At 57.5% G+C, this 25,191-nt stretch carries 22 protein-coding genes; 11 read left to right on the top strand and 11 right to left on the bottom strand.

The annotated features are described in order from the left end of the window. Window positions 1–52 precede the first annotated feature (52 nt). From A3K90_RS05895 to A3K90_RS05930, 8 genes are all read right to left on the bottom strand, one after another. Window positions 53–1,171 (bottom strand): serine hydrolase, encoded by a 1,119-nt coding sequence (locus A3K90_RS05895; RefSeq protein WP_303681646.1) that lies wholly within the window; start codon window positions 1,169–1,171, stop codon window positions 53–55. A gap of 28 nt (window positions 1,172–1,199) precedes the next feature. Beyond that, window positions 1,200–2,078, bottom strand: a complete 879-nt coding sequence (locus A3K90_RS05900; protein ID WP_303681647.1) for an MlaD family protein — start codon at window positions 2,076–2,078, stop codon at window positions 1,200–1,202. A 20-nt stretch (window positions 2,079–2,098) separates the two neighbouring features. Then, on the bottom strand, window positions 2,099–2,833 hold the full coding sequence (locus A3K90_RS05905; protein WP_303681648.1) for an ABC transporter ATP-binding protein: 735 nt from the start codon (window positions 2,831–2,833) through the stop codon (window positions 2,099–2,101). Between the two features lie 4 nt (window positions 2,834–2,837). Continuing rightward, the gene (locus tag A3K90_RS05910; protein WP_303681649.1) at window positions 2,838–3,632 is read right to left on the bottom strand and encodes an ABC transporter permease; all 795 of its coding nucleotides are present in this window, start codon (window positions 3,630–3,632) and stop codon (window positions 2,838–2,840) included. 100 nt (window positions 3,633–3,732) lie between these two features. After that, on the bottom strand, window positions 3,733–4,593 hold the full coding sequence (locus A3K90_RS05915) for a PHP domain-containing protein (RefSeq protein WP_303681650.1): 861 nt from the start codon (window positions 4,591–4,593) through the stop codon (window positions 3,733–3,735). A gap of 142 nt (window positions 4,594–4,735) precedes the next feature. Then, window positions 4,736–5,584: an undecaprenyl-diphosphatase UppP gene (uppP, locus tag A3K90_RS05920; RefSeq protein ID WP_303681651.1), complete on the bottom strand. Its 849-nt coding sequence runs from the start codon at window positions 5,582–5,584 to the stop codon at window positions 4,736–4,738. Then, on the bottom strand, window positions 5,581–6,252 hold the full coding sequence (rdgB, locus tag A3K90_RS05925; protein ID WP_303681652.1) for an RdgB/HAM1 family non-canonical purine NTP pyrophosphatase: 672 nt from the start codon (window positions 6,250–6,252) through the stop codon (window positions 5,581–5,583). Before rdgB ends, uppP begins: the two co-directional genes overlap by 4 nt. 1 nt (window position 6,253) lies before the next feature. Next, entirely contained in the window at window positions 6,254–6,961 is a 708-nt protein-coding gene (locus tag A3K90_RS05930) for a pyridoxine 5'-phosphate synthase (protein WP_303681653.1), read from the bottom strand. A gap of 142 nt (window positions 6,962–7,103) precedes the next feature. On the opposite strand from A3K90_RS05930, the gene A3K90_RS05935 reads away from it, so the two are divergent. From A3K90_RS05935 to A3K90_RS05945, 3 genes are all read left to right on the top strand, one after another. Continuing rightward, window positions 7,104–9,473, top strand: coding sequence for an endonuclease MutS2 (locus A3K90_RS05935; protein ID WP_303681654.1), 2,370 nt, complete (start codon window positions 7,104–7,106; stop codon window positions 9,471–9,473). A gap of 124 nt (window positions 9,474–9,597) precedes the next feature. After that, the gene (gene pgsA, locus A3K90_RS05940; protein ID WP_303681655.1) at window positions 9,598–10,209 is read left to right on the top strand and encodes a CDP-diacylglycerol--glycerol-3-phosphate 3-phosphatidyltransferase; all 612 of its coding nucleotides are present in this window, start codon (window positions 9,598–9,600) and stop codon (window positions 10,207–10,209) included. Continuing rightward, the gene (locus A3K90_RS05945; RefSeq protein ID WP_303681656.1) at window positions 10,202–10,696 is read left to right on the top strand and encodes a phosphatidylglycerophosphatase A; all 495 of its coding nucleotides are present in this window, start codon (window positions 10,202–10,204) and stop codon (window positions 10,694–10,696) included. Before pgsA ends, A3K90_RS05945 begins: the two co-directional genes overlap by 8 nt. Here the strand turns inward: A3K90_RS05945 and dxs are convergent. From dxs to A3K90_RS05960, 3 genes are read right to left on the bottom strand one after another with little or no spacing between them, the layout of a single operon-like run. Further along, the gene (dxs, locus tag A3K90_RS05950) at window positions 10,675–12,573 is read right to left on the bottom strand and encodes a 1-deoxy-D-xylulose-5-phosphate synthase (RefSeq protein ID WP_303681657.1); all 1,899 of its coding nucleotides are present in this window, start codon (window positions 12,571–12,573) and stop codon (window positions 10,675–10,677) included. The genes A3K90_RS05945 and dxs overlap by 22 nt on opposite strands. Before the next feature lie 13 nt (window positions 12,574–12,586). Continuing rightward, window positions 12,587–13,012 (bottom strand): secondary thiamine-phosphate synthase enzyme YjbQ, encoded by a 426-nt coding sequence (locus tag A3K90_RS05955; protein WP_303681658.1) that lies wholly within the window; start codon window positions 13,010–13,012, stop codon window positions 12,587–12,589. 40 nt (window positions 13,013–13,052) lie between these two features. Beyond that, window positions 13,053–14,495 (bottom strand): alpha-amylase family glycosyl hydrolase, encoded by a 1,443-nt coding sequence (locus tag A3K90_RS05960; RefSeq protein ID WP_303681659.1) that lies wholly within the window; start codon window positions 14,493–14,495, stop codon window positions 13,053–13,055. Window positions 14,496–14,716: 221 nt separating this feature from the next. On the opposite strand from A3K90_RS05960, the gene A3K90_RS05965 reads away from it, so the two are divergent. The 8 genes from A3K90_RS05965 to A3K90_RS06000 all read left to right on the top strand — a co-directional run bounded on the left by A3K90_RS05965 (window position 14,717) and on the right by A3K90_RS06000 (window position 25,114). After that, a complete protein-coding gene (locus A3K90_RS05965; RefSeq protein ID WP_303681660.1) occupies window positions 14,717–16,924 on the top strand; it encodes an ATP-dependent helicase in 2,208 nt (735 codons plus the stop codon). Between the two features lie 158 nt (window positions 16,925–17,082). Further along, window positions 17,083–18,114: an MJ1255/VC2487 family glycosyltransferase gene (locus A3K90_RS05970; protein WP_303681661.1), complete on the top strand. Its 1,032-nt coding sequence runs from the start codon at window positions 17,083–17,085 to the stop codon at window positions 18,112–18,114. An 11-nt stretch (window positions 18,115–18,125) separates the two neighbouring features. Further along, window positions 18,126–18,719, top strand: coding sequence for a nitroreductase family protein (locus A3K90_RS05975; RefSeq protein WP_303681662.1), 594 nt, complete (start codon window positions 18,126–18,128; stop codon window positions 18,717–18,719). Beyond that, window positions 18,706–19,290: a leucyl/phenylalanyl-tRNA--protein transferase gene (gene aat, locus A3K90_RS05980; protein WP_303681663.1), complete on the top strand. Its 585-nt coding sequence runs from the start codon at window positions 18,706–18,708 to the stop codon at window positions 19,288–19,290. The genes A3K90_RS05975 and aat overlap by 14 nt, the downstream gene beginning before the upstream one ends. 61 nt (window positions 19,291–19,351) lie before the next feature. Beyond that, complete coding sequence (locus A3K90_RS05985) at window positions 19,352–20,653, top strand: ArsA family ATPase (protein WP_303681664.1); 1,302 nt, start codon at window positions 19,352–19,354, stop codon at window positions 20,651–20,653. Window positions 20,654–20,789: 136 nt separating this feature from the next. Continuing rightward, window positions 20,790–21,671: an enoyl-ACP reductase gene (locus tag A3K90_RS05990; protein ID WP_303681665.1), complete on the top strand. Its 882-nt coding sequence runs from the start codon at window positions 20,790–20,792 to the stop codon at window positions 21,669–21,671. Window positions 21,672–21,904: 233 nt separating this feature from the next. Next, window positions 21,905–24,130 carry an NADP-dependent isocitrate dehydrogenase gene (locus A3K90_RS05995; protein WP_303681666.1) on the top strand — a complete coding sequence of 742 codons (2,226 nt, stop codon included), beginning with the start codon at window positions 21,905–21,907 and terminating at the stop codon, window positions 24,128–24,130. Between the two features lie 168 nt (window positions 24,131–24,298). Further along, complete coding sequence (locus tag A3K90_RS06000) at window positions 24,299–25,114, top strand: TIGR00282 family metallophosphoesterase (RefSeq protein WP_303681667.1); 816 nt, start codon at window positions 24,299–24,301, stop codon at window positions 25,112–25,114. Window positions 25,115–25,191: the final 77 nt, after the last annotated feature.

Genomic DNA, 25,191 nt, shown 5'->3' on the forward strand with positions numbered 1-25,191 from the left:
GGGGTGCTGATGGACTCAGTGGTTTCAGTTGCCCCTGTGTTGGTTTGACTGGTTATTCTTTCCTGCAGCTGAATCCCAAACATTCGGCAACCGTGGTGTGCAGCCTCGGGCGGAACTTCCTGATTTTCCTGTTTTCGGAACTGGGGCATACCCTGTTGCTGAGCATGATGACTGCCAGGTCTTTCCGGGGGTCAATCCAGAGGCTGGTGCCCGTGAAGCCGAGATGGCCCCATGAGTCCTTTGAGAAGCAGCTTCCGGTGGATGCATAGCCTTCCAGTGAACGGAGGTCCCAGCCGAGTGCTCTTTCATCGTTGCCATTTCGCCTGGTGAACTGCCGGATGCTTGATTCCCGGAAATAGCGAACTCCGTCCTGCTTGCCGTCGTTCATGAGCATCAGGGTGAATCGGATGAGGTCGCCGGTGCTGGAGAAGAGTCCGGCATGGCCTGCCGCACCTCCGAGGATTGCTGCATTCTGGTCATTGACGAGCGGACGGGGCCCGATCTTTGTGTTCCATGTGCTGTCGCGTCCGGTCGGCGCTATCCGCCGCAGCATCTCGCCGGATGGGTTGAAGGATGTCGACTGCATACCGAGCGGCGTACTGAAACGGGCGCGGAAATTCTCTTCGAGGCTTCTTCCCGTAATCTGCTCCACAATCGTGCCGAGGATGATGAACCCGTTGTCACTGTAGGCGGTGGCGGTTCCGGGTTTGGTCAGGAGCGTGTCGTTGCAGATTGCTGCAATCAGTTCCTGCGGGGTGGAGCAGGTTTTGATATACCATGCATGTGGCCGCAGTCCGGAGGTGTGGTTGAGGAGCTGGCGGATGGTGATGCCGTTCTTGCCGTTCCGGCCGAATTGCGGAACGTATCGGGCTGCAGGATGGTCGAGATTGAGCGAGTCGCGCTCAACGAGCTGCATGATGGTGGCCGTTGTGGCGACGGCTTTTGTAAGGGAGGCGATGTCGTAGACGGTGGAAGTATAGGCTGGCTTGGGGCTGAGTCCGCATCCGATGGTGCCGAAAGCTTCATGGAAGATTGTGTTGCCTCGGTAGATGACGGCGATGGAGGCTCCTGGAAAGACGTTTTCATCTACTCCCTCCTGCATGAGGCGGCGCACAGGAGTGAAATCAAACTCTTCAGCCCGGAGCGGAAACGCTGCCGGGCATACTGTCATGAGGAGTAGAAATGCGAGTGTGACAGGCCTAAAAAAGCGTGAAGCGGACATACCGTTCGGGCCGTTTTTTGAGGTCCACCATGAGGGTATCGAGCGATGAGAGCGCCTTGGTCAGGTTGTCGTAGAGTTCCGGGTTCCGGCGCAGCTGTCCGAGGGTCCCTTCGCCGCTGTTGATGGCAGTCATGAGGGAGTCGGTTGTTGCTGCCGCATGCTGGATCTTTGCGATTGCATCGGTGGTGTTGTCTGCCAGCTTCGGGTCATTGATGAGTTTCGGGAGCAGGCCGTTGCCGCTTGATGCTTTGCGTGAAACCGTTGCAAGCTCGTCGGCTGTGCTGCGGAGGCTGCTGATGGTGGCGGCAAGTTCGCTGCCCATCTTTTCATCGGAAATCAACCTTCCTGCAACGCCCTTTCCGCTCTGGAGCTGTTCGAGCAGGGTGTTGATGTTCTCCAGTGCCTTTGACGCTCCTGTGGTCAGCCCCGACATGCCGTCGTTGGCATCAAGTGCAATGAAGTCGCCGTCCCGGACCGGTTCGCCTTTTCCGGTCATGATATCCACGTACTTGTCACCGAGCACGCCTAGCGAGCGTATGGTCGCTTTTGAGTCTTTGGTGACGAGGTTTGCGTATTCGTTGCGGATCCTGAGATCGGCTACCACGAGAAGCGAGTCATTCAGGATGTTGAATTCCATCTTCGAGACGGTTCCGACTTTCTTGCCCGATACCGAAACGAAATTGTTTTCAGCCAGTCCCTGCATGTTGCCGGCCTGCACCTTCACGGTGGTCACTCCGGTGAACAGACTGCTGTTTTTCCCGATGACCAGCCCGAGATAGGCGGCAAAGCCTATGCCGAAGATGAAAAAAATGCCGGTTTTCAGGTCGCTCCATTTCAGTGCGTTGGGATTTCTCATGCCCGCTTGTTCGTTTGGTGTTACAGTTCAAGAATCTTGTCGGAGAGGATGGACCGGATGAATGGATGGTCCGACCCTTGCAGTTTTCCGGTGACGTCGTCAAAAATGATTCCGCCCTTGTAGAGCACCGCCACGCAGTCGGCGACATTGAAGACATCGTCGATGATGTGGGTGACGATCACCGCTCCGAGGTTGTTGTGGTGTCGAAGTGAACTGATAAGGGTAAGAATCTTCTTCGAGCTGACGGGGTCGAGTCCTGCGGTCGGTTCGTCGAAGAGGATCATGTGGGGTTTGAAGATCAGCGCCCGACCGATGGCAACGCGCTTGCGCATTCCCCCGCTGAGGCTTTCGGGTAACTGTTCTTCGTAGCCTTCGAGTCCGGCGAACTGAATCTGCTCAGTCACCCTCTCTTGGATCTCCTGTTCAGGGAGGTTGAGGTTTTCACGGAGGAAGAACCCGAGGTTCTGGCTGATGGTCATCGAGTCGAACAGGGCGTTTCCCTGAAACACCATACCCATTTTCCTCCGGATCGGGTAGAGGTCCGACTCCTTCATGGTGGAAATGTCCGTGCCGTCGACAAACACCTGGCCGGAGGTCGGTTTAATCAGCCCGAGCATAAGTTTCAGAATGGTGCTCTTGCCGACACCGCTCGGGCCGAGTATGGCCTTGATGGTGTTGTCTTCGATGGTGAGGGAGACGTTTTTCAGAATCTCTTTTTCACCGTATTTCAGGCTGACATTGCGTAGTTCAATCATGCCGTTACATGTTTTCCAGGACGATCTTCGAAACATAGAAATTGGCGACGAGCACCAGTCCCGATGAGACGACGATTCCCTTGATGGTCGAACGGCCTACGCCGGAGGTTCCGCCGCTGGCTGAAAATCCGTTGAAGCTGCTGACGAGGGTTATGATGACGGCGAACACCGGGGCTTTTGCGAAGCCGACGACAAAGTCTTTCATTGCGAGGCGCGGGTAGACAGAGTTCCAGAAGATGCCGGGATCAAGATGATGATAGTGCTCGGCCATATATGCCGCGCTGTGCAGTCCGGCAAAGTCTGAAAGCGCTGTGAGCGGGAGGAACATGATCAGTGCGGCCAGAAGGCGCGGCATCACGAGTTTGGCCACAGGATCGGTGCCGAATGCCCTGAGCGCGTCGATCTGCTCTGATATCTGCATGGCTCCGAGTTCTGCTCCATTGCGCGAACCGAACCGCGCGGAGAGCATGAGGCCCATGAGCAGGGGGCCGAGTTCGCGGATGACGGAAATGGATGTGGAGCGGCCGAGCATTGTTTTGGCGCCGAAGTCTTCGAGGAGGTTGCCTACCTCGATGGCAAGCAGTGAGCCGATCGAAATGGCGCTGACGAGCACGATGGGAATGGAGTCTGCGCCGCAGATGGCCGCCTGGTCGAGGAAATCCCTCCAGTAACGACGGATTTTAGGCATGGTGGCGAACGCCCGCACGGAAAAGAAGAGGAACTCCTGCATGGTGAGGAAGAACCCCTTGAGCCGCAGGGTCAGGTGGTGCCCCATGTTCCGTATGTGGGTTGCTGGCATGGCTAATGGTACAATGAGGCAGGCACCGCCGGAGCGGTGCCGCCAGTAAAATGAGTCCGGATTATAGTAAAAATCGGGCAATTCACCAATCAGCGGTCCCTTAGGCCTTTACCAGCCTGCTTTTCATTTTCTCTACCCAGTCACCCGGAATCGTTATCCTGCCGAAGGTGTCGTCGTCCCTGTCCTTGAGTCCGTGGTAGTCCGATCCTCCCGAAAAAAGCATGAAGTACTCGTTGGCGATTTCCCTGTAGTAGTTCTGCTTATAGCTGTCGTGCGAGGGGTGTACGATTTCTATGCCGTCGAGTCCCACGGTGATCAGCTGCTTGAGGATTTCGTCGGGTGCGCTCTGGGCCGGATGCGCAAGAAAAGACAGTCCATCGGCTTCGTTGATGAGCCGTATGACCTCCGCCGGATGCGTTTCGATGCTTTTGACGTAAGCGGGGCTATGGGCTCCGAGGTACTTGCTGAACGCTTCGCTGAAGCTTTTGACATATCCTCCGTCCTGCAGCACCGCCGCGATGTGCGGCCTGCCGACGCTGCCGTTCTGGGCCTTGAGAATGATCTGGTCAAGCCCGATCTTGACGCCCATTTTGGCAAGTTTGCCCACCATGCGCTCAGCCCGTTCTGTACGCAGGTGGCGGCAGTGGTCCAGATACCCCGTGAGGGCCGGGTGCCGGTGGTTGAAAAAATATCCAAGGACATGAATGTCGTAGCCCTTGTATGTCGAGCTCATCTCCACACCGGGAATGAGCTCTATGCCTTTGGCTGAGGCTGATGGCTTTGCTTTGTCAATACCTGCGACGGAATCATGGTCTGTGATGCTGATTGCTGACAGCCCTACTGCGGCTGCCTTATCAACGATCTCCTCTGGTGTATGGATCCCGTCCGAACATTTGGTGTGTATGTGTAAGTCTGCTTTTTCAAAGCCATTATGCCCTGCGCCGGATGAGCTCGGAGGCATGGCTGTATGGTATTAAAGGGTTAATGTCTCTATCTCTGTATATAAGAAAAATTCACTACTGTCTGGTAGAAAACAGAATTATTCTGCGCCCTAAAAAGTTGCATTCCGGGCATCTCCAGGCGTTCAGAGTGACCAGGCCGGTTCAGGGCACGATGGTGCCACCGGCGAGCAGCAGGAGGAGTCCTGCGCCGGCGGCAAGACGGTATGCTATGAAGATGCTGGTGGTGTGGTTCTTGAGGTAGTTCAATAGAAACGCGATGGACAGGTAGCCGACAATGCCGGATGTTATGGTCGCGGCAGCAAGGTTCATGATGTTGCCCGGGTCGGCAGTAATGAGCTCCCAGGTCTTGTAGAGCTCGAAGACGCCTGCGGCAAAGACGGCCGGAAGTGAAAGCAGGAAGGAGAACCGTGCTGCGGTTTCGCGTGAGAGGTTGAGGAGGAGACCACCGGTGATGGTGGTGCCGGAGCGTGACGAACCCGGTATGAGGGCGATGGCCTGGGCAAGTCCGATGAGGAGAGCCTCTTTCCATCCGATGTCTTCCATCGATTTGAGTGGAAGTCCCTTTTCCAGGCGCTGTTTTATCTTCCACTCTGCAAGAGAGAGCACGAGTGCAAGGATGATGAGAGCTCCGCTGATCCAGTAGAGCGAGCGGAGGGTCGTTTCGATTTCATGCTTGAAAAGCAGTCCGAATGCGACGATCGGGAGGGTACCGGCGGCGATCATCCATCCCATTTTCGCATCTCCGTCATGGAGCGGCTGTCCTTTCCAGAGGCCGGTAATGACGGATTTTACTATAGAAAAGATGTCGCGCCGGAAATAGATCAGGACGGCTCCGAGCGTCCCGATCTGGATGATGGCCGTAAATGCGGCGCCGGGGTCTTCCCATCCCGCAAGGGCGGGGATGATGCGGAGGTGGGCTGTGCTGCTGATGGGCAGAAACTCCGTCAGTCCCTGGATGATGCCGAGCAGGATCGCCTGGATGAGTGTCATGGTTGGGTTTCGGTGATGGTGTGGAGCCAGAAGATGGTTCGCTTGACGGCCAGAGCCCGGTGGCTGATCGTGTTTTTTTCTTCAGGTGTCATCCGCGCAAAGGTTTTTTTTGTGGCTTCCGACCTGAATACCGGGTCGTAGCCGAATCCTCCTTCGCCTTCGGGTTCCGTGGTGATGCTTCCCTCTGCCACACCCTCCTCGATATGCTCGAATACCCTGCCGCCCTCATGGCCGGGGATGGTTCCCTTAAGGGCGATCACCGTCCGGAAGCGGGCGCTGCGTTTAAACTTCCCCTCCATTTCCTGAAGGAGGTGACGGACATTGTCACTGTATGTGGGCTTTTCGCCCAAGGGCATCGGGGCAAATCGCGCAGAATAGACTCCCGGGCGTCCGCCGAGCATGTCGACCTCAAGACCGGTATCGTCGGCGAATGCGATCATGGAAGGGAATCTTGCCGAAAGCATCTCGAAGACGGTCCGGGCTTTCAGGATGGCGTTCCCTTCCAGGGTATCCTCCGTTTCATCGATATCGGCGTCGATGCCCTCATCCATGAGGGTTGTTACCCTGAACCGGGGTGAAATGCCTTCCAGAAGCGGGCGTAGTTCCCGCACTTTGTCCCTGTTGGCGGTGGCGAGGACGATGGTCGTTATATCCTGTGGGGTCTGCATTTCAGCCGATAAGGTCGAGCATTTCACGGACAGCCTCGGGGATGCCGACGAAGGCCGCCCGAGCTATGAGTGCGTGGCCGATGCTGACCTCCTCAATCTCGGAAATCTGGCGGAACGGCTGTATGTTGCGGTAGTTGAGTCCGTGGCCTGCGACTACCTTGAGCCCCCGGCTTACGGCATATTTCGCTGCACTCCGGATCCGTTCGAATTCCGCCTTCTGCAGCTCTCCGCTTTTCAGGGCGTAGGAGCCGGTATGGAGCTCGACAAGGTCCGATCCTGCTTCGGCAGCCAGATCGATTGCCCGGTTGTCGGGTTCGATGAAAAGACTGACCTCGATGCCTGCAGCACGGACAGGCTCGATGAAAAGGGCGAGCCGTTTGAAGTGCCGCTCGATGTCGAACCCTCCTTCGGTTGTCAGCTCTTCACGTTTTTCCGGCACGAGGGTGATGAGTTCCGGTACTGTTTCTATGGCTATCCGCTGCATCTCGTCCGTCATGGCCATCTCCAGATCGAGCTTGGTTTTCACTGAACGGCGGAGCCCTTTGAGATCGTTGTCGCGGATATGGCGGCGGTCTTCGCGCAGATGGCAGACAATGCCTGCTGCGCCGCTTTCCTCTGCAAGCAGCGCTGCTGCGACGGGATCGGGCTCACCTTCATTGCGGGCATTGCGGAGGGTTGCTATATGGTCGATGTTGACGGCGAGGCGCATGGTGCATTCATATGATGATTCAGGGGAGACGACGCTTATCCTGCATTGCGAAAGTAATGAAAAAATGCGCAAAGCGTCAAAACTCTCCGGCCCATCGCGTATCTTGCCCTCCAACCACAAACCATACGGGAACCGAGACGACATGGCAGAGGGTACCGCCAGAAAACTTGAATTTGATAGGGTCGTCACCCATGCGTCGGGCTACGCCCTCTCAGCCTACGGACGCGACACACTGTTTTCCTCCCGTCCTTTTGCCGGGTACCGGGAGTTGCAGGAGGAGCTTGAGCGGGTACTTGAACTGAAGGGTTTTCTCGAAGAGGGTTCCTCGCTTCCATTCAATACTCTTGCGGACATGCGCCCCCTGCTTGCCACGCTCGAAATGCATGGGGGTGTTCTTGAGCCAGTCGAACTGCAGGATCTTCACCGTTTTCTTGATGCATCCGCCGGGCTCCGGCGCCGAATGGTCCGGGAGGCCGAGCTGCGGCCCCGCCTTGCCGCCTTCAGTGCAGGGATTCCGGAGGATGCTTTTGTCAGGCCGGTTATCTGGGAGGTCATTGATGAACAGGGATCTGTAAGGAGTTCGGCCAGCGGGGAGCTTGCCAGGATCCGTCGTGCCCTTTCCGACCGGCGCCAGGCGCTCGGGCGAACGCTGGATCGGATTCTGGCCGGATGCCGCTCAAGCGGCTGGCTGATGGAGGATACCCTCACCATCCGCAACGGCCGCCAATGTCTCGCTATGCGTCTCGAGTACCGCCACCGCATTCCGGGGTTCGTACAGGACTACTCGGGGAGCGGCCAGACCGTATTCCTGGAGCCTGCCGAGTGCATGGAGATTACCAACGCCATTCTTGAGGGAGAGATCGAGGAACGGCGGGAGATTGAGCGGATTCTCAGGGCAACGACAGCCAGAATTCGCCCGGAACTGCCGGCCCTTCTGTCGGGTGCGGCCCTCATGGCTGCATTCGATTCTCTTTACGCCCGTGCCCGTTTTGCCCTGGAAACACATTCTGTCCTGCCGGCTCTCTCCCGTGACGGGGCGCTCAGCATTAAGCGGGGTTATCATCCCTGGCTACTCATTTCCCACCGTGATCGCGAAGTCCTGCCTCTTGATCTGGAGCTTGGTCCAAATGAACAGGTACTCATCATTTCGGGCCCGAACGCCGGCGGCAAGTCGGTGGCCATGAAAACAGCCGGCCTGCTCTCATTCATGCTCCTGCACGGGTACCTTGTTCCCTGCAGCGAAAGCTCCGTTTTCCCGCTGTTCACGAGCATCGGTATTGAAATCGGAGACGAGCAGTCCATAGAGAACGATCTGTCGACCTTCAGTTCTCACCTTCGGGAGGTACGCCGTATCCTCAATGGAGCTGGACGGGGATCGCTGGTGCTGATCGACGAACTCTGCTCGGGCACTGACGTTGAAGAGGGTAGCGCCATTGCCCGCTCCATCATCGAAGAGCTTCTCCGGCGCGGTACGAAGGCCATCGTCACAACACATCTCGGTGAGCTCAAGGCATACGCCCACAGCCGTGAAGGCGTGGTGAACGGCGCTATGGAGTTCGACCGACGCGCTCTGGAGCCGACTTTCCGCTTTATCAAGGGCGTGCCGGGCAGTAGTTTCGCATTTGCCATGATGCAGCGGATGGGATTTCCACCGGCCATGGTTCGGGAGGCCGAATCCGCCATCGGCGATGGGCACCGGGGCCTGGAGGAACTGCTCGAGGACCTGCAGGAGCTCCTGGCCTCCAACCGCTTGCGCCATCTGGAGCTTGAGGCGCAGTCGTCACATATTCTTTTGAGGGAGCAGGATGTCGCCGAAGCCGAACGCATGTTCCGGCGACGGGATCGGGAGCAGAAACAGAAGGCCTCGAGGGAACTCCAACGGGAACTTGAGCGGGCCCGCCGCGAAATCCGCGATATCCTTTCTGAAGCAAAAGCGGCGGCTGGAGATCCGCGTGCCGTGCAGGAGGCCCGTCGCAGGCTGGCCTCAAGAGCCAGTGAGGCTGAAAAGAAAGATGCCCTGCTCCGGGAGGCCGCCGCCCCGCCCCTCGACCGGAGCATCCGTCCCGGGGACCTTGTCCGGCTCCTGGATACTTCGGCATCCGGGGAGGTCGAAAGCCTCAGGGGTGACATGGCCGTCGTACTTTGCGGTACCTTCCGTCTCACCACATCACTGGCGAACCTCGAGAAAACATCGAAGCGGCAGGTCCGCAAGGCCGTCGTCGCCCCGGCCCCCCGTTCCGTGGGATGGACCGCTACTGCTTCCCCTGTCGAATCCACCACGCTCGACCTGCGGGGCCTGACCGGCGACGAAGCCGCCCCGAAAATCGAGCGGTTCCTCGACGCCCTCCGGCTCAACCGCATCGCGCGCGCTACCATCATCCACGGCATGGGTACCGGTGCTCTCCGCCGACGCACCGAAGAGGTGCTTCACGACCATCCCCATGTCCATTCCTGGCGATTGGGAGGGCAGGGTGAAGGGGGTTCGGGAGTGACTGTCGTCACGCTCGCCTGAAAAGGGAAAAACGGGCCGGAACCCCTTCTTCCGAAAAGAATTAAATTTTGGTATCTTGATTGCAACTATTGTCATTGCCGCCTGTCCTTCCGGTGGTATCCACTGATTCAACCGATTTCATCCCTTGAAAGCACAGCAGGAGAGCTTCCTCACCATACCGAACCAGCTGACGGTCCTTCGTATACTGCTTGTCCCCGTGTTTGTCCTGCTTCTCTTGCAGGATGATGCGTTCCTCAAGCTTCTCGGGGTGATTGCATTCACGGTGGCCAGCCTGACCGATCTTTATGATGGATGGCATGCCCGCCGGTTCAATGTCGTGACCCGGATCGGCGCGTTTCTTGATCCGCTCGCCGACAAACTGCTCATTACGGCGGCTTTCCTCGTTTATGTGTGGATGGGTTACATCTCCCTCTGGATGGTGGTGCTTGTCATCGTGCGCGATGTGGTGGTGACGGCGCTGAGGAGTTGGGCGGAGTTCCGGGACCATCCTGTTGTGACCTCCAGGCAGGCCAAGTACAAGACGCTTTTCCAGAATCTGTTCGCTTACCTTGTGATGGTGCTGATCTTTCTGAAAGAGGCGGCACTCTTCGGCAGAGGATCCTCTGAGGCGATTCTCCGCTTTCTTTCCTCCAACGCCCTCGACTGGATCATGTTTGCCGTGACGGTGGTGACGGTTGCAACGGGCGTGTCCTACCTTATAGACAACTGGCAGGTCATTACCGGAAAGCATGAATAAAGCAGCTGAGGGGACACTGTTGCGGGTCGCCCGGGTGCTTTCGACCTGTTTTTTTGTCGGGTATTTTCCACTTGCTCCCGGGACGCTCGTCAGTGCTCTTGCCGTTCTGCTCTATCTCTTTGTTCCCGTTCTGCAGGATCCGGTTGTTCTGGCCGGGGGAGTGCTCCTCTCAGCGGTGCTCGGTGTATGGTCCGGTGGCCTCATGGAAGAGTCAGCCGGCCTGGATCCTTCCGAGGTGACGATTGACGAGCTGTCCGGCCAGTGGCTTGCGCTTCTTCTTCTGCCGGCAGGGCCTGTCCCCGCCCTGCTCGCGTTTCTTTTTTTCCGTCTCTACGATATCCTCAAGCCCGGGCCCGTCGACATGGCCCAGCGTCTTCCCGGCGGATGGGGCATCATGGCCGATGACCTTCTTGCAGGCCTTTTTGCCAATGTCTCTGTCCGGCTGGTCCTTCTTCTTGTGCCGGCTCAGTGGGCGGGCTTCCTGTAGAACTCTTTCACTTTTTCAGCTATCCCCGCCGCATCAAGGCCGGTCTCCCGGTAGAGGTCCCGCATGCTGCCGTGGGTCACGAACCGGTCGGGCAGGCCTATTTTCAGGAGTGGAGTCTTTTTCGGTGATGACGCCAGATGATCGCTGACAGCGCTGCCGAGTCCACCGAGGATGCTGTTTTCCTCAATCGTGACAATATGGGTTGCCGATGCAGCAAGCCGGTCGATGAGGGCGGTATCGAGCGGCTTGAGGAACCGCATGTCGATGATGTCGGGTTTGATGCCCTCCGCTTCAAGCAGCGCCGCTGCCTCAACTGCCGCCTGCACCATGGAGCCGATGGCAAAAAGAACCGGGCCGGTTCCTTCCCTGATGATCCGTCCTCTGCCTGTGTCGAGCCGGGTGAAGTCTTTCTGGAGCGGTCCTCCGCCGCTGCTGCCCCTCGGGTAGCGGATGGCTACAGGTCCTTCAATGTGGTAAAGGGCGGTATGAAGCATATCGCGCAGTTCCTGGGCGTCAGAAGGGGCCATGATGGTGAGGCCCGGGACTGCATGGAGGTAGGAGAGGTCGAAGGCGCCGTGATGGGTCGGCCCGTCTTCACCGACGAGGCCCGCCCGGTCGATGGCAAATACCACATGGAGGCTCTGCAGGGCAACATCATGGATGAGCTGGTCGAGGGCCCGTTGCAGAAAGGTCGAGTAGATGGCACAGACCGGTTTCAGCCCTTCGACAGCAAGGCCTGCGGCGAAAGTGACTGCATGGCCTTCGGCGATTCCGACGTCATAAAACCGGTCCGGTGCGGCTTTCTGGAACAAATCGAGCGAGGTGCCGCTCGGCATGGCGGCCGTGATGGCTGTGATGGTCGGGTCTTTCAGAGCCATTTCCACCAGCGCCTCTCCGAAGACTTCCTGGTATTTCGGCGGATCGGGCTCGCCCGTTTTCTTTGCCGTTACGCCGGTTGTCGTATCAAATCCTCCACTGTGCGCGTGCCAGCTGCTCTGATTTTCTTCTGCCGGAAGGAATCCCTTGCCTTTTGTTGTGACGACATGGAGCAGTTTGGGGTTGGGGAGTTCGTGCATCTCTTTGAGTGCGCGTACGAGGCGTCCCATGTCATGACCGTCGATCGGCCCGAAGTATCGGAGACCGAGGGCCTCGAAGAAGGCTCCCGGGGTGAGCGCTGCTTTCATGCCGTCCTCAAGCCGGCGGAGGGCGTTCTTCGCGCCCTCGTGGTTGAGCAGCGACATTGAGTTCCACAGAAGCCGCCGTGCCTTGTTGTATGTCTTGTTGAGGGTGATGTCGACAAGGTGGTTCTTGAGTCCGCCGGTGCTCGGTGAGATGGCCATCTGGTTGTCGTTCAAAATGACGAGCACGTCGCTTTTCAGGTCTCCGAGGTGGTTCATGGCTTCAAAGGCCATGCCGCCGGTCATGCTGCCGTCACCGATGACGGCCACCATTTTTTCCTTGCCTCCCTTCAGGTCCCTTCCTGCCGCCATGCCCGCCGCTGCTGAGATGGAGGTTGATGCGTGTCCGGTGCCGAATGCATCGTGCGGGCTTTCATGGATTTTAGGGAAGCCGGCGATGCCGCCGTATTTCCGGTTGGTCTGCATCATGTTGCGCCGGCCGGTCAGCATTTTATGGATATATGCCTGGTGTCCCACGTCCCAGACGATCCGGTCCTCTTCGGTATCATAGACATGGTGAAGCGCAACGGTCAGTTCGGTGACGCCGAGACTGGATGCGAAATGCCCGCCGTTCAGGGCGATGAGCTCGATCAGCTCCTGACGGCACTCGTCGGCAAGCTGTTGCAGCTGCTTCGTCGTGAGTTTTTTGAGGTCGCGCGGGGAGTTGATCCGGTCAAGGATAGGGCGTGTGTCGTTCATGGCGCTGGGGGTTTCAGATGCCGGTTGCCTGCATGAGGACGCTGCGTTCGGGCCTCGGCCCGTCAAGTTCGACAAAGAAGATCGACTGCCACCGGCCGAGCATGAGCTTGCCTTCCGAGAACGGAATGGTTTCGGTGGTGTTCATGAAGAGCCCGAGAAGATGGGAGTGCGCGTTGTCGCGACCGTCAATCGGCTGGAGGTTGTGGAGATAGTTTCCGTCTCTCGGCGCAAGGCGCTTGAGGAACGTTTCGATGTCCTCCAGCAGCCGCTCTTCCCGTTCATTGATGTTGAGGCACGCGGTGGTGTGGCGGCTGACGAGGGTGAGGAGTCCGTCCTGAAGGCCTGAAGCAGCTACGGCATCCTCTGCCGCCCGGGTGATGTCGATGATCTCGATCGGCTTATCGGTACAAAGTTCCAGTGTCGTTCTATGGATACGCATGATGGAGATGGTTGCCGGCGTTGTTCGGGTTTTCTTGCGCTTAGAAGGTTATCGCGACTGCTTCGTGCGGAGCGAGGCGCACCTGCATGACCTGGCCGGACAGGTGGGGCGCTGCGGTCCTGTTCCCGTGTGCGGTGCTGAGGATGCCGATCTGGTTTCGCTCCACCGGTTCGAGCGCGGGGTGCGTTACATCGAAGGCGATTCCTGTGGAACCGAAGTTGGCAAGTACGAAGGCGTGGCGTTCCGTGGTGAAACGGTGGAACCCTATGCAGTGAGTGTGGTTCGAGCCCTGGAGGTCGAGCCATTCGATCTGTCCTTCCTGAAACGCAGGGTCGCGCTGCAGGATGAAGAGTTTCCGGTAGAGGTCGGCGAGGTCCCGGTCTGCGTGCTCAGGCGCCTGGTGGATGAGCTGCACAGGGATTTTGTGGCGGTACCCGTCCATCTGGTCCTGGTGCACGAGGTGCATGCCGGGTGCCATGAGACACCAGAGTGCTGCGGCGCGGTTGTTCAGCCCCATCTTGTCTGCGGCTCTCGGTTCGTCGTGGTTCTCGATGAAGCGGCAGAGGTGCTGCTGGTAGCTCCACTGGGCCTGCATGTGGCCTTTCAGCTTTTCGACGTTGACCGGAGCACTGGCGAGGTAGTCGTAGAAGGGCTTGTCGTAGGTGAAGTCGAATCCCTGCTGCTGCAGTTCCCACTCCTTGTTCCAGTATGATTCGGCCAAAAACGTGAACTTCGGATGGCGTGCCTTGACGGCGGCGATTGCCGGGCCCCAGAACTCCTCCTTCATATGCCCGCTGAGGTTCTTCCATGTGGTGTTGAACACGCTTTTCAGCACCAGCATGGCAACGTCGCAGCGGACGGCGTCGCAGAGTTCGCTGATTTTCAGGAGGTTCCCTGTCATCATCGCATGCGTCGCGGGGTTGGCGTAGTTGATCTGCAGGGTATCGGTCCATGCCGGGAAGTAGGGGTCGCGGCCATAGGCGAGGTATTTTCCCTGTGCATATTCGAAGCTGGAGCCGGGGTCATGGCTGCGTTCTGCCGGCGAGACGGAGATGAAGAACTCCGGGTGGGCCGGAAGCCACTGGTTGTCAAGCGCCAGATGGTTAGGCACGAAGTCGAGCATGAGGCGGATGCCGTAATGGGCAAGCTTCTCGCGGAACAGGAGCAGTTCGTCATGCCCACCGAGCGCCTCGTTGACGGTGTAGGAGGGGATGGAATAGGGAGAAGACGCTATGTCGGCCGGCTGGAGTGATGGAAGATGCTCGAGCAGCGAGGCCCTGAGGTCGGGGTGCGAGGTGGCTATGGCCCGGCTGTACTCGCTGGGTTTCCATACACCCATGAGCCACACCATGTCGAATCCCGATTCGGAGAAGAATCGGAACTCACTGTCCGGAACGGTGCCGAGGGTGACGGGATGGTTGTTGAGACGGCCGAGCTTCTGCAGCCAGATCCGTGTATTGATTTCGTAGACGAGTGGGAACATCGGTTGTTGCAGTGTTAAATGAGCATGGCCCTGTACTTCAATATAGCAACTCCGCAGCAACTCCCGTAGAGAATTGCCTCATTCAGGTTCCTTATGAAGTGAAAAACATCCTTATGCCGGGATGCCCTAAAAAGTTGTAAAAAGGGTATACTTATACGAACTTCAACGGGCGGCGCCCTCACCGGCTTGTCCGCCTCCATCAACAACACGTCCGAACCGTTTTGACCGACTTTTTACGCGATCTCAGCCCGGTGCAGCGAAGCGCCGTCAGCGCAACCGAAGGACCCGTCATGGTGCTGGCCGGTGCCGGCTCCGGCAAGACCCGGGTGATTACCTACCGCATTGCACACCTGATCGGGACCAAAGGTGTCCCTTCAGGGAACATTCTCGCACTGACATTCACCAACAAGGCCGCAGGCGAAATGCGCCACCGCGTTGATGCCCTTCTCGGGCCGGGTGCTTCTTCCGGGCTTTGGATCGGCACGTTCCATTCCGTTTTCGCCCGCCTGCTCCGCGACTACATAGACCGGCTTGGCTACAGCCGGAGTTTTTCAATATTCGATTCCGACGACAGCAAGAGCCTGATCCGCCAGTCGATGACGGAGCTCGGCATCCAGCAGGACTCCGTGCCGGTCAACACGGTGCAGGGTCTCATCAGCCGCGCCAAAAACAGTTTTATCCTGCCCTCCGAGTTCCATCGGAGTGCTCTGGACTACAACCAGCAGAAGGCCGCTCTTGTCTATGAGCTCTACACGAGGAAGCTCAGGGAGAACAACGCCCTTGACTTCGACGACCTGCTCATTAAACCGCTCGAGCTGTTCCGGGAGCACCCCGATGTGCTTCGTGAACTGCAGGAGATGTTCCGTTACATCCTCATCGACGAGTACCAGGACACAAACCGCGCGCAGTACCTGGTGACCAAGCAGCTTGCAGAGCGCTACCGCAACATTTTCGTTGTCGGCGACGATGCGCAGTCCATCTACTCCTGGCGCGGCGCCGACATTTCCAATATCCTGAACTTCCAGGACGATTACCAGGAGTCGGAGACTTTCAAGCTTGTTGACAACTACCGCAGCACCGCCACCATCCTTGCTGCGGCCAACAGCGTGATCAGCCGCAACAGCCGCCAGATCAAAAAAGAGCTGGTGGCGCAGGGCGTCAAGGGCGACCCGCTTACCCTTATTGAGGCATACAATGAACGCAACGAAGCCGAAAAGGTAGGGGAGCGGATACTCTCGATGCACCGCGAAAAGGGGCTCGAATTCCGCAGCTTTGCAGTTTTCTACCGGACCAACGCCCAGTCCCGCGTGCTCGAAGACGCCATGCGCCAGAGCAGGATACCCTATAAAATCTTCGGCAGTGTCTCCTTCTATAAACGTCGCGAGATCAAGGACGCCGTCGCCTACCTGCGTTTCATCCAGAACGACCGCGATGGGGAATCGCTCCTGCGCATCATCAATTTTCCGCCTCGAAAGATCGGTGAGGTCAGCATCACAAAGTTGCGCCAGTTTGCCGATGAGCATGGACTGACACTGTACGAAGCCATACGCTCTGCCGCTGATGGCGGGTTCCCGCAACGCCTGCTCACTGCCCTCGGCTCCTTCTCCGCGGTGATTGAGAAACTCAGGGAAACGGCAATGGAGGGTACTGTCTACGATGTGCTCAACGAACTTTTCGAACTTACAGCCATTCCCTCGCTGCTTCAGGCCGAGAACACGCCCGAATCGCTGGCCCGCCATGAGAACCTGCAGGAACTGCTCTCCATGGCGCGCGACTTTTCGGATCACAACCCCGATCGGGGCTCACTCGGCGATTTCCTCGAGAACATCGCTCTGGCATCCGACTACGACGAGACTCAGGAGTCCGACAACTTCGTCTCACTCATGACGGTTCACGCCTCGAAAGGTCTGGAGTTTCCCGTAGTCTTCATCACCGGCCTCGAGGAACGGCTTTTCCCGCTCAACTGTTTCGAGCCCGAACAGCTCGAAGAGGAGCGTCGGCTGTTCTATGTGGCGGTTACGAGAGCTCGTGAAAAGATTTTCCTCTCCTGGGCCCAGAGCCGATATCTCTACGGCCAGCCGCAGCACTGCCTGCGTTCGAAGTTTATCGGCGAGATTGACCAATCGGTTCTTCTGGGTGAAGGCGGACGCGCCGTGTCGCACGGCGGAGCATCATTACCGGTATCTTCTTCCGCTTCCGCTCCTGTCCGGCGTCCTGCTCTGCCCGGCAACCATGCAGCACCGGCAGCCGTGCGCCCCGCAACCGGCGGGATGCAGAAGGGCTCGAAGGTTCACCATGCGGTTTTTGGTCCCGGCACCGTCGTGGAACTGCAGGGGAAGGGCTCGCAGCAGAAGGCAAGGATCGCATTTCGGAGCGCAGGGGAAAAGACGCTTATGGTCCAGTATGCGAACCTGAAAATCGTTCCATAAACGATGGATATGACGCATTCTTTCCCGTTATTGATCGTTATTGATCGTTATTAATCGTTATTGATCGTAGTTATTGACCGTAGTTGTTCATACTCGCATTGCCAGAGTATTCCGGCCGGGGAACTTCCTCTGCCCCCAATCCTAAACGCACGAGAACCATGAGGATCCTTTTCGGTGTCCAGGGAACCGGAAACGGCCATATCAGCCGGAGCAGGGAGCTTGTCAGAAAGCTGAAGGAAGACGGTCATGACGTCGAGGTCATCGTCAGCGGCCGCAAAGAGGATGAACTGCGCGAGATCGAGGTTTTCGAGCCCTACCGTGTGATGAAGGGGATGACCCTTGTTACCTATCGGGGAAAGCTGAACTACATGGAAACCATGTTCCAGCTTGATTTCAGCCGCCTGATGGCCGATGTCCTCACCCTTGATACCGCGGGCCTTGACCTCATCATCACCGACTTCGAGCCGATCACCTCCATGGCGGCGCGTATCCGCAACGTTCCTTCGCTGGGTTTCGGCCATCAGTATGCATTCCGGTATGCCATTCCTGAGACGAGAGGGAATATTTTTGAGAAGTATACCCTCCTTAATTTCGCTCCGGCCCGTTATAATGCCGGCCTGCACTGGCATCATTTCAATCAGCCGATCTTTCCTCCCGTCATTCCATCAACACTCTACGGTGCCGCTGCACCGGAACCCGTGAAGGGCAAAATCCTCGTCTATCTGCCGTTCGAGGAGATTGACGATGTCACGGCCTTCATTTCCGGGTTCGAGGACTACGATTTTCATATCTACGGGAAGGTCACCGAGGACAGCGACAGGGGAAACCTGCATTTCAGGGCCTATTCGCGTGAGGGGTTCCTCCGTGACCTCACGGAGTGTTCCGGTGTTGTATGCAACGCAGGCTTCGAGCTGCCGGGCGAGGCCCTGCACCTTGGCCGCAAGCTCCTGCTCAGGCCCCTCGACGGACAGATCGAACAGGGTTCGAACGCTATGGCCATGGAGCAGCTCGGCTACGGCATGGCCATGCATGCGCTTGACCGGAAGATACTTGGTGAGTGGCTTGAACAACCGGGGCGCAAGCCCCTCCGCTACGCCCGCACGGTCGATTACATCTCTGAGTGGATCTCAGGCGGCCGGTGGGATGATCTTTCGCATTTTGCCGGCGCTGCATGGCGCGACAAGGGGTGATGATGGTGAGTATGATGCAGTTCAGGGACCTCGTTGTCCGCAGCCGGAGCATCCGGCGATTCGACGAGAGCGTTGCCGTCAAGGACGGGGTGCTCCGCGGTCTGGTGGAGCTGGCCTGCTATGTGCCTTCACCAAAGAACCTCCAGCCGCTGAAGTTCATTGCCCTTAGTGATCCCGACCGTTCGAGGGCCCTGTTTCCTCTCCTGTCATGGGCTGGCTACCTTGCCGACTGGCCGGGTCCCGAAGCGGGGGAGCGACCTTCAGCCTGCATCGTCATGCTCGGCGATACCTCAATTGCCAGTGAGTTTTCCATCGACAGCGGCATCGCCGCCGAGGTCATCATGCTCGGTGCTGCCGCAGAGGGCCTCGGCGGCTGCATCATCGCCTCCATTGACCGGCCCGCCCTCCGGAGCCTGCTCCATATTCCCGACCGCTACCAGATACTGCAGGTCCTTGCGCTCGGCAAGCCGCTCGAAACGGTGGTGATCGACCAGATCGGCGAAGGAGACCCGGTCAGCTACTACCGGGACCTGAACGGGGTTCACCATGTACCGAAGCGGATGCTTGCGGACATTCTTCTTGATTTCAGCGATGATCCCTCTTGACGCCCTCCTGAAAGCGTATCGTGAAGGGTTCTTCCCTATGGCTGATTCTTCCGACGGCCAGCTCTACTGGTGCCGTCCCGAGATGCGGGCGCTTTTCCGGCTGGAAAGCTACCGCCCTTCGCGCGATGTTCTTCGTCTCCAGCGCCGGGGGGAGTACTCGGTCTCCATCGACACGGATTTCGAGGCCGTAATCCGGGCCTGTGCTGCCCCGAGGAAAGATGATCCGGAAACCTGGATTTCAGAAGAGATCGTTGAAACCTACATACGCCTCTATGAGCTTGGTCTTGCCCACAGTGTCGAATGCCGCTACCGGGGGGAGCTTGCAGGCGGCCTTTACGGCATCGCCATCGCGGGGGCGTTCTTCGGGGAATCGATGTTCTTCCGCCGCTCATACGCTTCCCAGGTGGCGCTCTGGCATCTGGTCTGCCATCTCAGGCTGAAAGGATACCTGCTTCTCGATGCCCAGATCATTAACCCCCATCTCCATCGACTCGGGGCTGTGGAAGTGCCGCACGACGAATACATGCGGCTGCTCGAGGAAGCGCTCCGCAAAAAGACCGCTTTTCTCTGAGACGGGAAAGTGGTACCTTACGGGACTATAATTTTTGCGCCATCAAACCGTGGAGCGGCCTATGCTGTCGAGGGATTTAACAGAAAACCAGCCTAAAACCCGGGTCATCATATACTCCGGTAAAGGCGGAACGGGCAAGACCACCATATCCTCCTGTACAGCCGTGGCTCTTGCGCGGTCTGGCAAGCGGGTCCTCATCATGTCGTCCGACCCCGCGCACTCGCTCTCCGATGTCTTCGACCTCCGAATCAGCCGCAACGACCCCCAGAAAATCGAAGAGAACCTCTACGGTCTCGAGGTCGATACGGTGTACGAGCTGAAGAAGAACATGTCGGGCTTCCAGAAGTTCGTCTCCACCTCCTATCAGAACAAGGGGATTGACAGCGGAATGGCCTCGGAGCTGACCACCCAGCCAGGCCTTGACGAAATCTTCGCACTCAGCCGTCTTCTCGACGAGGCACAGTCCGGCAAGTGGGACGCCGTCGTGCTCGACACTTCCCCGACCGGCAACACGCTCCGTCTTCTGGCCTATCCCGAGATCATCATCGGCGGCAACATGGGCAAGCAGTTCTTTAAGCTCTACAAGAGCATGTCTTCGCTCGCACGTCCTCTCTCCGGCACATCCATTCCTGACGACGACTTTTTCAACGAGGTCAATGTGCTGCTCAAGCAGATGGAGGACATCAACCAGTTCATCCTCAGCCCCGAGGTTACGTTCCGCCTCGTTCTGAACCCCGAAAAGCTCTCGATTCTGGAGACGAAACGGGCATACACCTTCGTGCATCTTTACGGTATCAACATCGACGGCATCGTCATCAACAAGATCCTTCCGACATCGAGGACCGTCGGTGAGTACTTCGAGTTCTGGGCCGACCTGCACAGCAAGTATCTGATGGAAATCGACAACTCGTTCTATCCCACACCGGTTTTCCGCTGCCACCTGCAGCGCACCGAGCCAATCGGGCCCGATGCCCTCTACGGCATCAGTGAGATGGTGTTCGGAGAGCAGGCGCCTGACAAGATCTTCTACTCGGGAAAGAATTTCTGGATCGAGACGAAGCGTAGCGAGCTCACCAAGGACCACCGTGAAATCCTTTGCATCAAGATCCCCTTCCTGAAGGATGCAGAAGAGGTGACGGTGGATCGTATGGGCACCGACATCGTCGTCGCCATCGACCGCGCCCAGCGCATAATTACCCTGCCGAGGGCGCTCTACAGTCTTGAGATGGAGAAGTTTGTCCGAGAAGACAGCCTGCTGCGGGTCATTTTCCGTGAAATTCCGGTCGACAAGGAAGAATCCGAGCTTAACGTCAACCGCAACGTGCTTGACAAGCTCCGCTCGCTACGGAGAATGAAGATCTGACGGGCGTTTCCGGGGTCTGGCGATAAAATTTGAAGCGAAACTTTTAAGTTTTACACGGAAACTCGTATCTTCATTGTTTGAAATATTGAAATAAGGGGCTCTCCCCCCATTTTTTGTTAAAGAACCAGCTTATATCATGTCCGAGAACGCGCACTATGGTCTTTTGAAAGGGAAGAAAGGAATTGTTTTCGGCCCGCTTGATGAAAGCAGCATCGGGTGGCAGATTGCAGTCCACGCCCACAGGGAAGGTGCCAGCATAGCTATTTCGAACGTTGCCGCAGCAATGCGTTTCGGCAACACCGATGAGCTTTCGGCTCTCTGCGGCAACGCCCCGGTCATTGTCTGCGACGCTTCCAAGAACGAGGATGTCGACAGCTGCTTTCGCGAACTGAAAGAGAAGCTCGGAAAGGTTGATTTCATCGTGCACTCCATCGGCATGTCGCAGAACATCCGCAAGCAGCTTCCTTACGAGGAGCTGAACTACGAGTGGTTCATGCGCACCCTTGACGTTTCAGGTCTTTCGCTCCACAGGCTAGTCTCCTACGCCCTGAAGAACGACGTACTCAACGATGGTGCCAGTGTACTGGCTCTCTCCTATATCGCATCGCAGCGCAACTACTGGACATACTCCGATATGGGCGACGCAAAGTCGCTTCTCGAGTCGATCGTCCGCAGCTACGGGCCCCGGCTAGCCCGCCGCGGTATCCGCATCAATACGATTTCGCAGAGCCCGACCTACACCAAGGCAGGCAGCGGCATCCCCGGATTCGAAAAAATGTTCGAGTACAGCGACCTCATGTCGCCGCTCGGCAACGCTTCCGCTGTGGAGTGTGCCGAATATGCCATGACCATTCTCAGCGACCTTTCCCGCAAGGTCACCATGCAGAACCTGTTCCATGACGGCGGCTACAGCTCCATGGGTGCAACCATTCCCATGATCAAGCTTGCCCACGAAGTACTCAACGACAAGGAACTCGCCGAACGGGTCGGTCTTGAGGATTTCAAGCCTGCCAAGTGATTTTTGAGGGGGCCGCCGGGTTTCGGCAGCCCCCCTTGTTCCAGTTATTCCAATGTTTTTCAGCTGATCATGCTTCACGGGAGGGTCCCTTCCGTGTTGGTCTTTTATTCCGTTTTCGATGGCTTTCCACCAGTGCTGCTTTCACCGTTTAAAACAGTGACATCAGCCTTGGCGGAGCGTGTGTTTTTTTCTGCAGTTCCCGTAACCAACCATTCAATAAAACGACAATAGAGATGGCAAAAACCGCTACAATCATTTATACCAAGATCGACGAGGCTCCGGCGCTTGCAACCTACTCCCTTCTGCCTGTGATCAAGGCCTTCGCCAAGGGTACCGGCGTCGAGGTTGAAACCAGGGACATCTCCCTTGCCGGTCGAATCCTCGCCAATTTCCCGGACAGCCTGACCGAAACCCAGCGCATCCCCGACTACCTTGCCGAGCTCGGTGAACTTGCCCTGAAGCCCGAGGCCAACATCATCAAGCTTCCGAACATCAGCGCGTCCATTCCGCAGCTTAAGGCAGCCATCAAGGAACTGCAGTCGCAGGGCTACAGCTTACCCGAATACCCCGAAGCACCCTCCACCGATGCCGAAAAAGAGATTCAGAAGCGTTACGCCAAGGTTCTTGGCAGCGCCGTTAACCCGGTGCTCCGTGAGGGCAACTCCGATAGGCGCGCTCCGCTATCCGTCAAGGAGTATGCCAAGAAGAATCCGCACAAGATGAGCGCGTGGTCGGCAGACTCCAAAGCCAGTATCGCCTGCATGTCGTCGGGTGACTTCTACGGCAGCGAGAAATCGGTCACCATGCCTTCAGCAGACAACCTCCGCGTCGAGTTTGCTGGTGCCGACGGCTCAACGACCGTCATGAAAGAGAGCACCCCGGTTCTTGCCGGTGAGGTCATCGACTCTGCCGTCATGAACGTCAACGCGCTCCGCAGCTTCTATGCACAGCAGATCGACGAGACCAAAAAGAACGGTTCGCTGCTTTCGCTGCACCTGAAGGCCACCATGATGAAGATTTCCGATCCCGTCATGTTCGGCCATGCAGTCACCGTGTTCTACAAGGACGTGTTTGAAAAGCATGCCGACGTCATCAGGGAACTCGGCGTCAACGTCAATAACGGCCTCGGCGACCTGTACCTGAAGATCCAGAACCTTCCCGAAGCCAAAAAGGCCGAAATCGAAGCCGACATCCAGGCAGTCTATGCCACCCGTCCGGCTCTGGCCATGGTCGACAGTGACAAGGGCATTACCAACCTCCATGTTCCCAACGACATCATCGTCGACGCTTCCATGCCGGTCGTCATCCGCGATGGCGGAAAAATGTGGGGACCCGACGGTCAGCTCCATGACACCACGGCCATGATTCCCGACCGCTGCTACGCCACCATGTATCAGGCCATGATCGAGGACTGCAAGAAAAACGGTGCCTTCAATCCTTCAACCATCGGCAGCGTGCCGAACGTAGGCCTCATGGCGCAGCAGGCCGAGGAATACGGTTCCCACAACAAAACATTCTTTGCTCCTGCATCGGGTACCGTCCGCGTTCTTGACGCTGCGGGCAACGTCGTCATGGAGCAGCCGGTGGAAACCGGTGATATTTTCCGCATGTGTCAGGCCAAGGATGCTCCGATCCGCGACTGGGTGAAGCTCGCTGTTTCCAGAGCCCGCGCAACCGGTGCACCGGCCATCTTCTGGCTCGACAGCAACCGCGCCCACGATGTGCAGCTGATTGAAAAAGTTACCCGCTACCTGAAGGAGCATGACACCGCAGGGCTCGACATCCGCATCATGAACCCGGTTGATGCCATGTGCTTCTCGCTTGAGCGTTTCAGGGCAGGTCAGGACACCATTTCGGTGACCGGCAACGTGCTTCGCGACTATCTGACTGATCTCTTCCCGATCATCGAACTCGGCACCAGCGCCAAGATGCTCTCCATCGTCCCGCTCATGCAGGGTGGCGGTCTTTTCGAAACCGGTGCAGGCGGCTCCGCTCCGAAGCACGTGCAGCAGTTCCAGAAAGAGGGTTACCTCCGCTGGGATTCGCTCGGCGAATTCTCCGCGCTTGCCGCTTCGCTTGAGCACCTTGCCGGTGCATTCAGCAACCCGAAGGCCCAGGTTCTTGCCGACACCCTTGATACCGCGATCGGAAAGTTCCTGGACAACAGGAAGTCTCCAGCCCGCAAGGTCGGCCAGATCGACAACCGCGGCAGCCACTTCTACCTTGCATGCTACTGGGCCGAGGCGCTTGCCGCACAGTCGGCCGATGCTGACATGCAGGCCCGCTTCAAGCAGGTCGCAGCAGACCTCGCCTTCAACGAGGCGAAGATCAATGAAGAGCTGATTGCAGCACAGGGCAGCCCTGTCGACATGGGTGGATACTACCATCCCAACGAAGAGGCAACCACGAAAGCGATGCGCCCGAGCGCAACCTTCAACGCCATCATCGACGCGATGTAATCATCCCCGTTGATAGAGAGCAGTGCTCCTATGGAGCAGAAAAACCCGGTTTCCAGCCGGGTTTTTCTGCTTTCAGGGGTAGGCTGTCCTTCAGATTCCGCTCTTCCCTTCGTACCTTATGAATCTAGGCGAGGAGACCCCCAACGGAAAACAAAAGGACGGTACAGCATGGCAGCAAAAACCCTCAAGGTGATGTTCATCGGCGACGTGATTGGTACGCCGGGCCTGAAAATGGTCGGGTTGATGCTGAAGGGGTTCATCAATGCCCATCAGATCGATTTCGTCATCTGCAACGGCGAGAACGCCCACAACGGCAAAGGGCTCAGCCTGGATGCACTGAACCAGCTGCTTGAGTCAGGTGTCGATGTGGTCACAGGAGGAAACCACACATGGAGCAATTTCAACTTTTTCGATACCCTGAAAACCCATCCCAAGGTACTCCGGCCACTCAACTACCCGAAAGGCACCTACGGCAGGGGGTTCGGTATCTATCCGCTTCCCGGGGGGCTCGGCAATATCGCCGTGGTGAACCTGCAGGGACGCACCTTCATGTACCCCATCGACTGCCCGTTCCGGACCGCCGACTGGGTTCTGAAGCAGGTCAAGGACCAGGCACGCTTCGTCTTTGTCGACTTCCACGCCGAAGCAACGGCTGAAAAGATCGCCCTCGGCTGGTACCTTGACGGCCGGGTATCGGCCCTTATCGGCACCCATACCCACGTGCAGACGGCTGATGAGCGGATTCTTCCGAAAGGAACCGGTTACTGTTCCGACGCCGGCATGACCGGCCCGTTCCATTCGGTCATCGGCATGCAGACGAAGTCGGCCACAGACCGCATGCTGTATCAGACCCCTCATAAATACGAGTGTGCCGAAGACGACGTGCATTTCTCTGCAGTCATCGTGGCGCTTGATGCCCAAACGGGAAAAACGGTTGGTATCCAGCGCTTCTTTTACCCGGAGTTCGAAAAGGGGAGTCTCTGAGGGTGAGTGCCTGAAACAGTGGAATGAAAAAAGCCGCCCTTATGCAAGGCGGCTTTTTTAGTGGTCGATACGCTGGA

Origin of the sequence: Pelodictyon luteolum (assembly GCF_001622165.1) — a bacterium.
Taxonomy (GTDB): domain Bacteria; phylum Bacteroidota; class Chlorobiia; order Chlorobiales; family Chlorobiaceae; genus Chlorobium; species Chlorobium luteolum_B.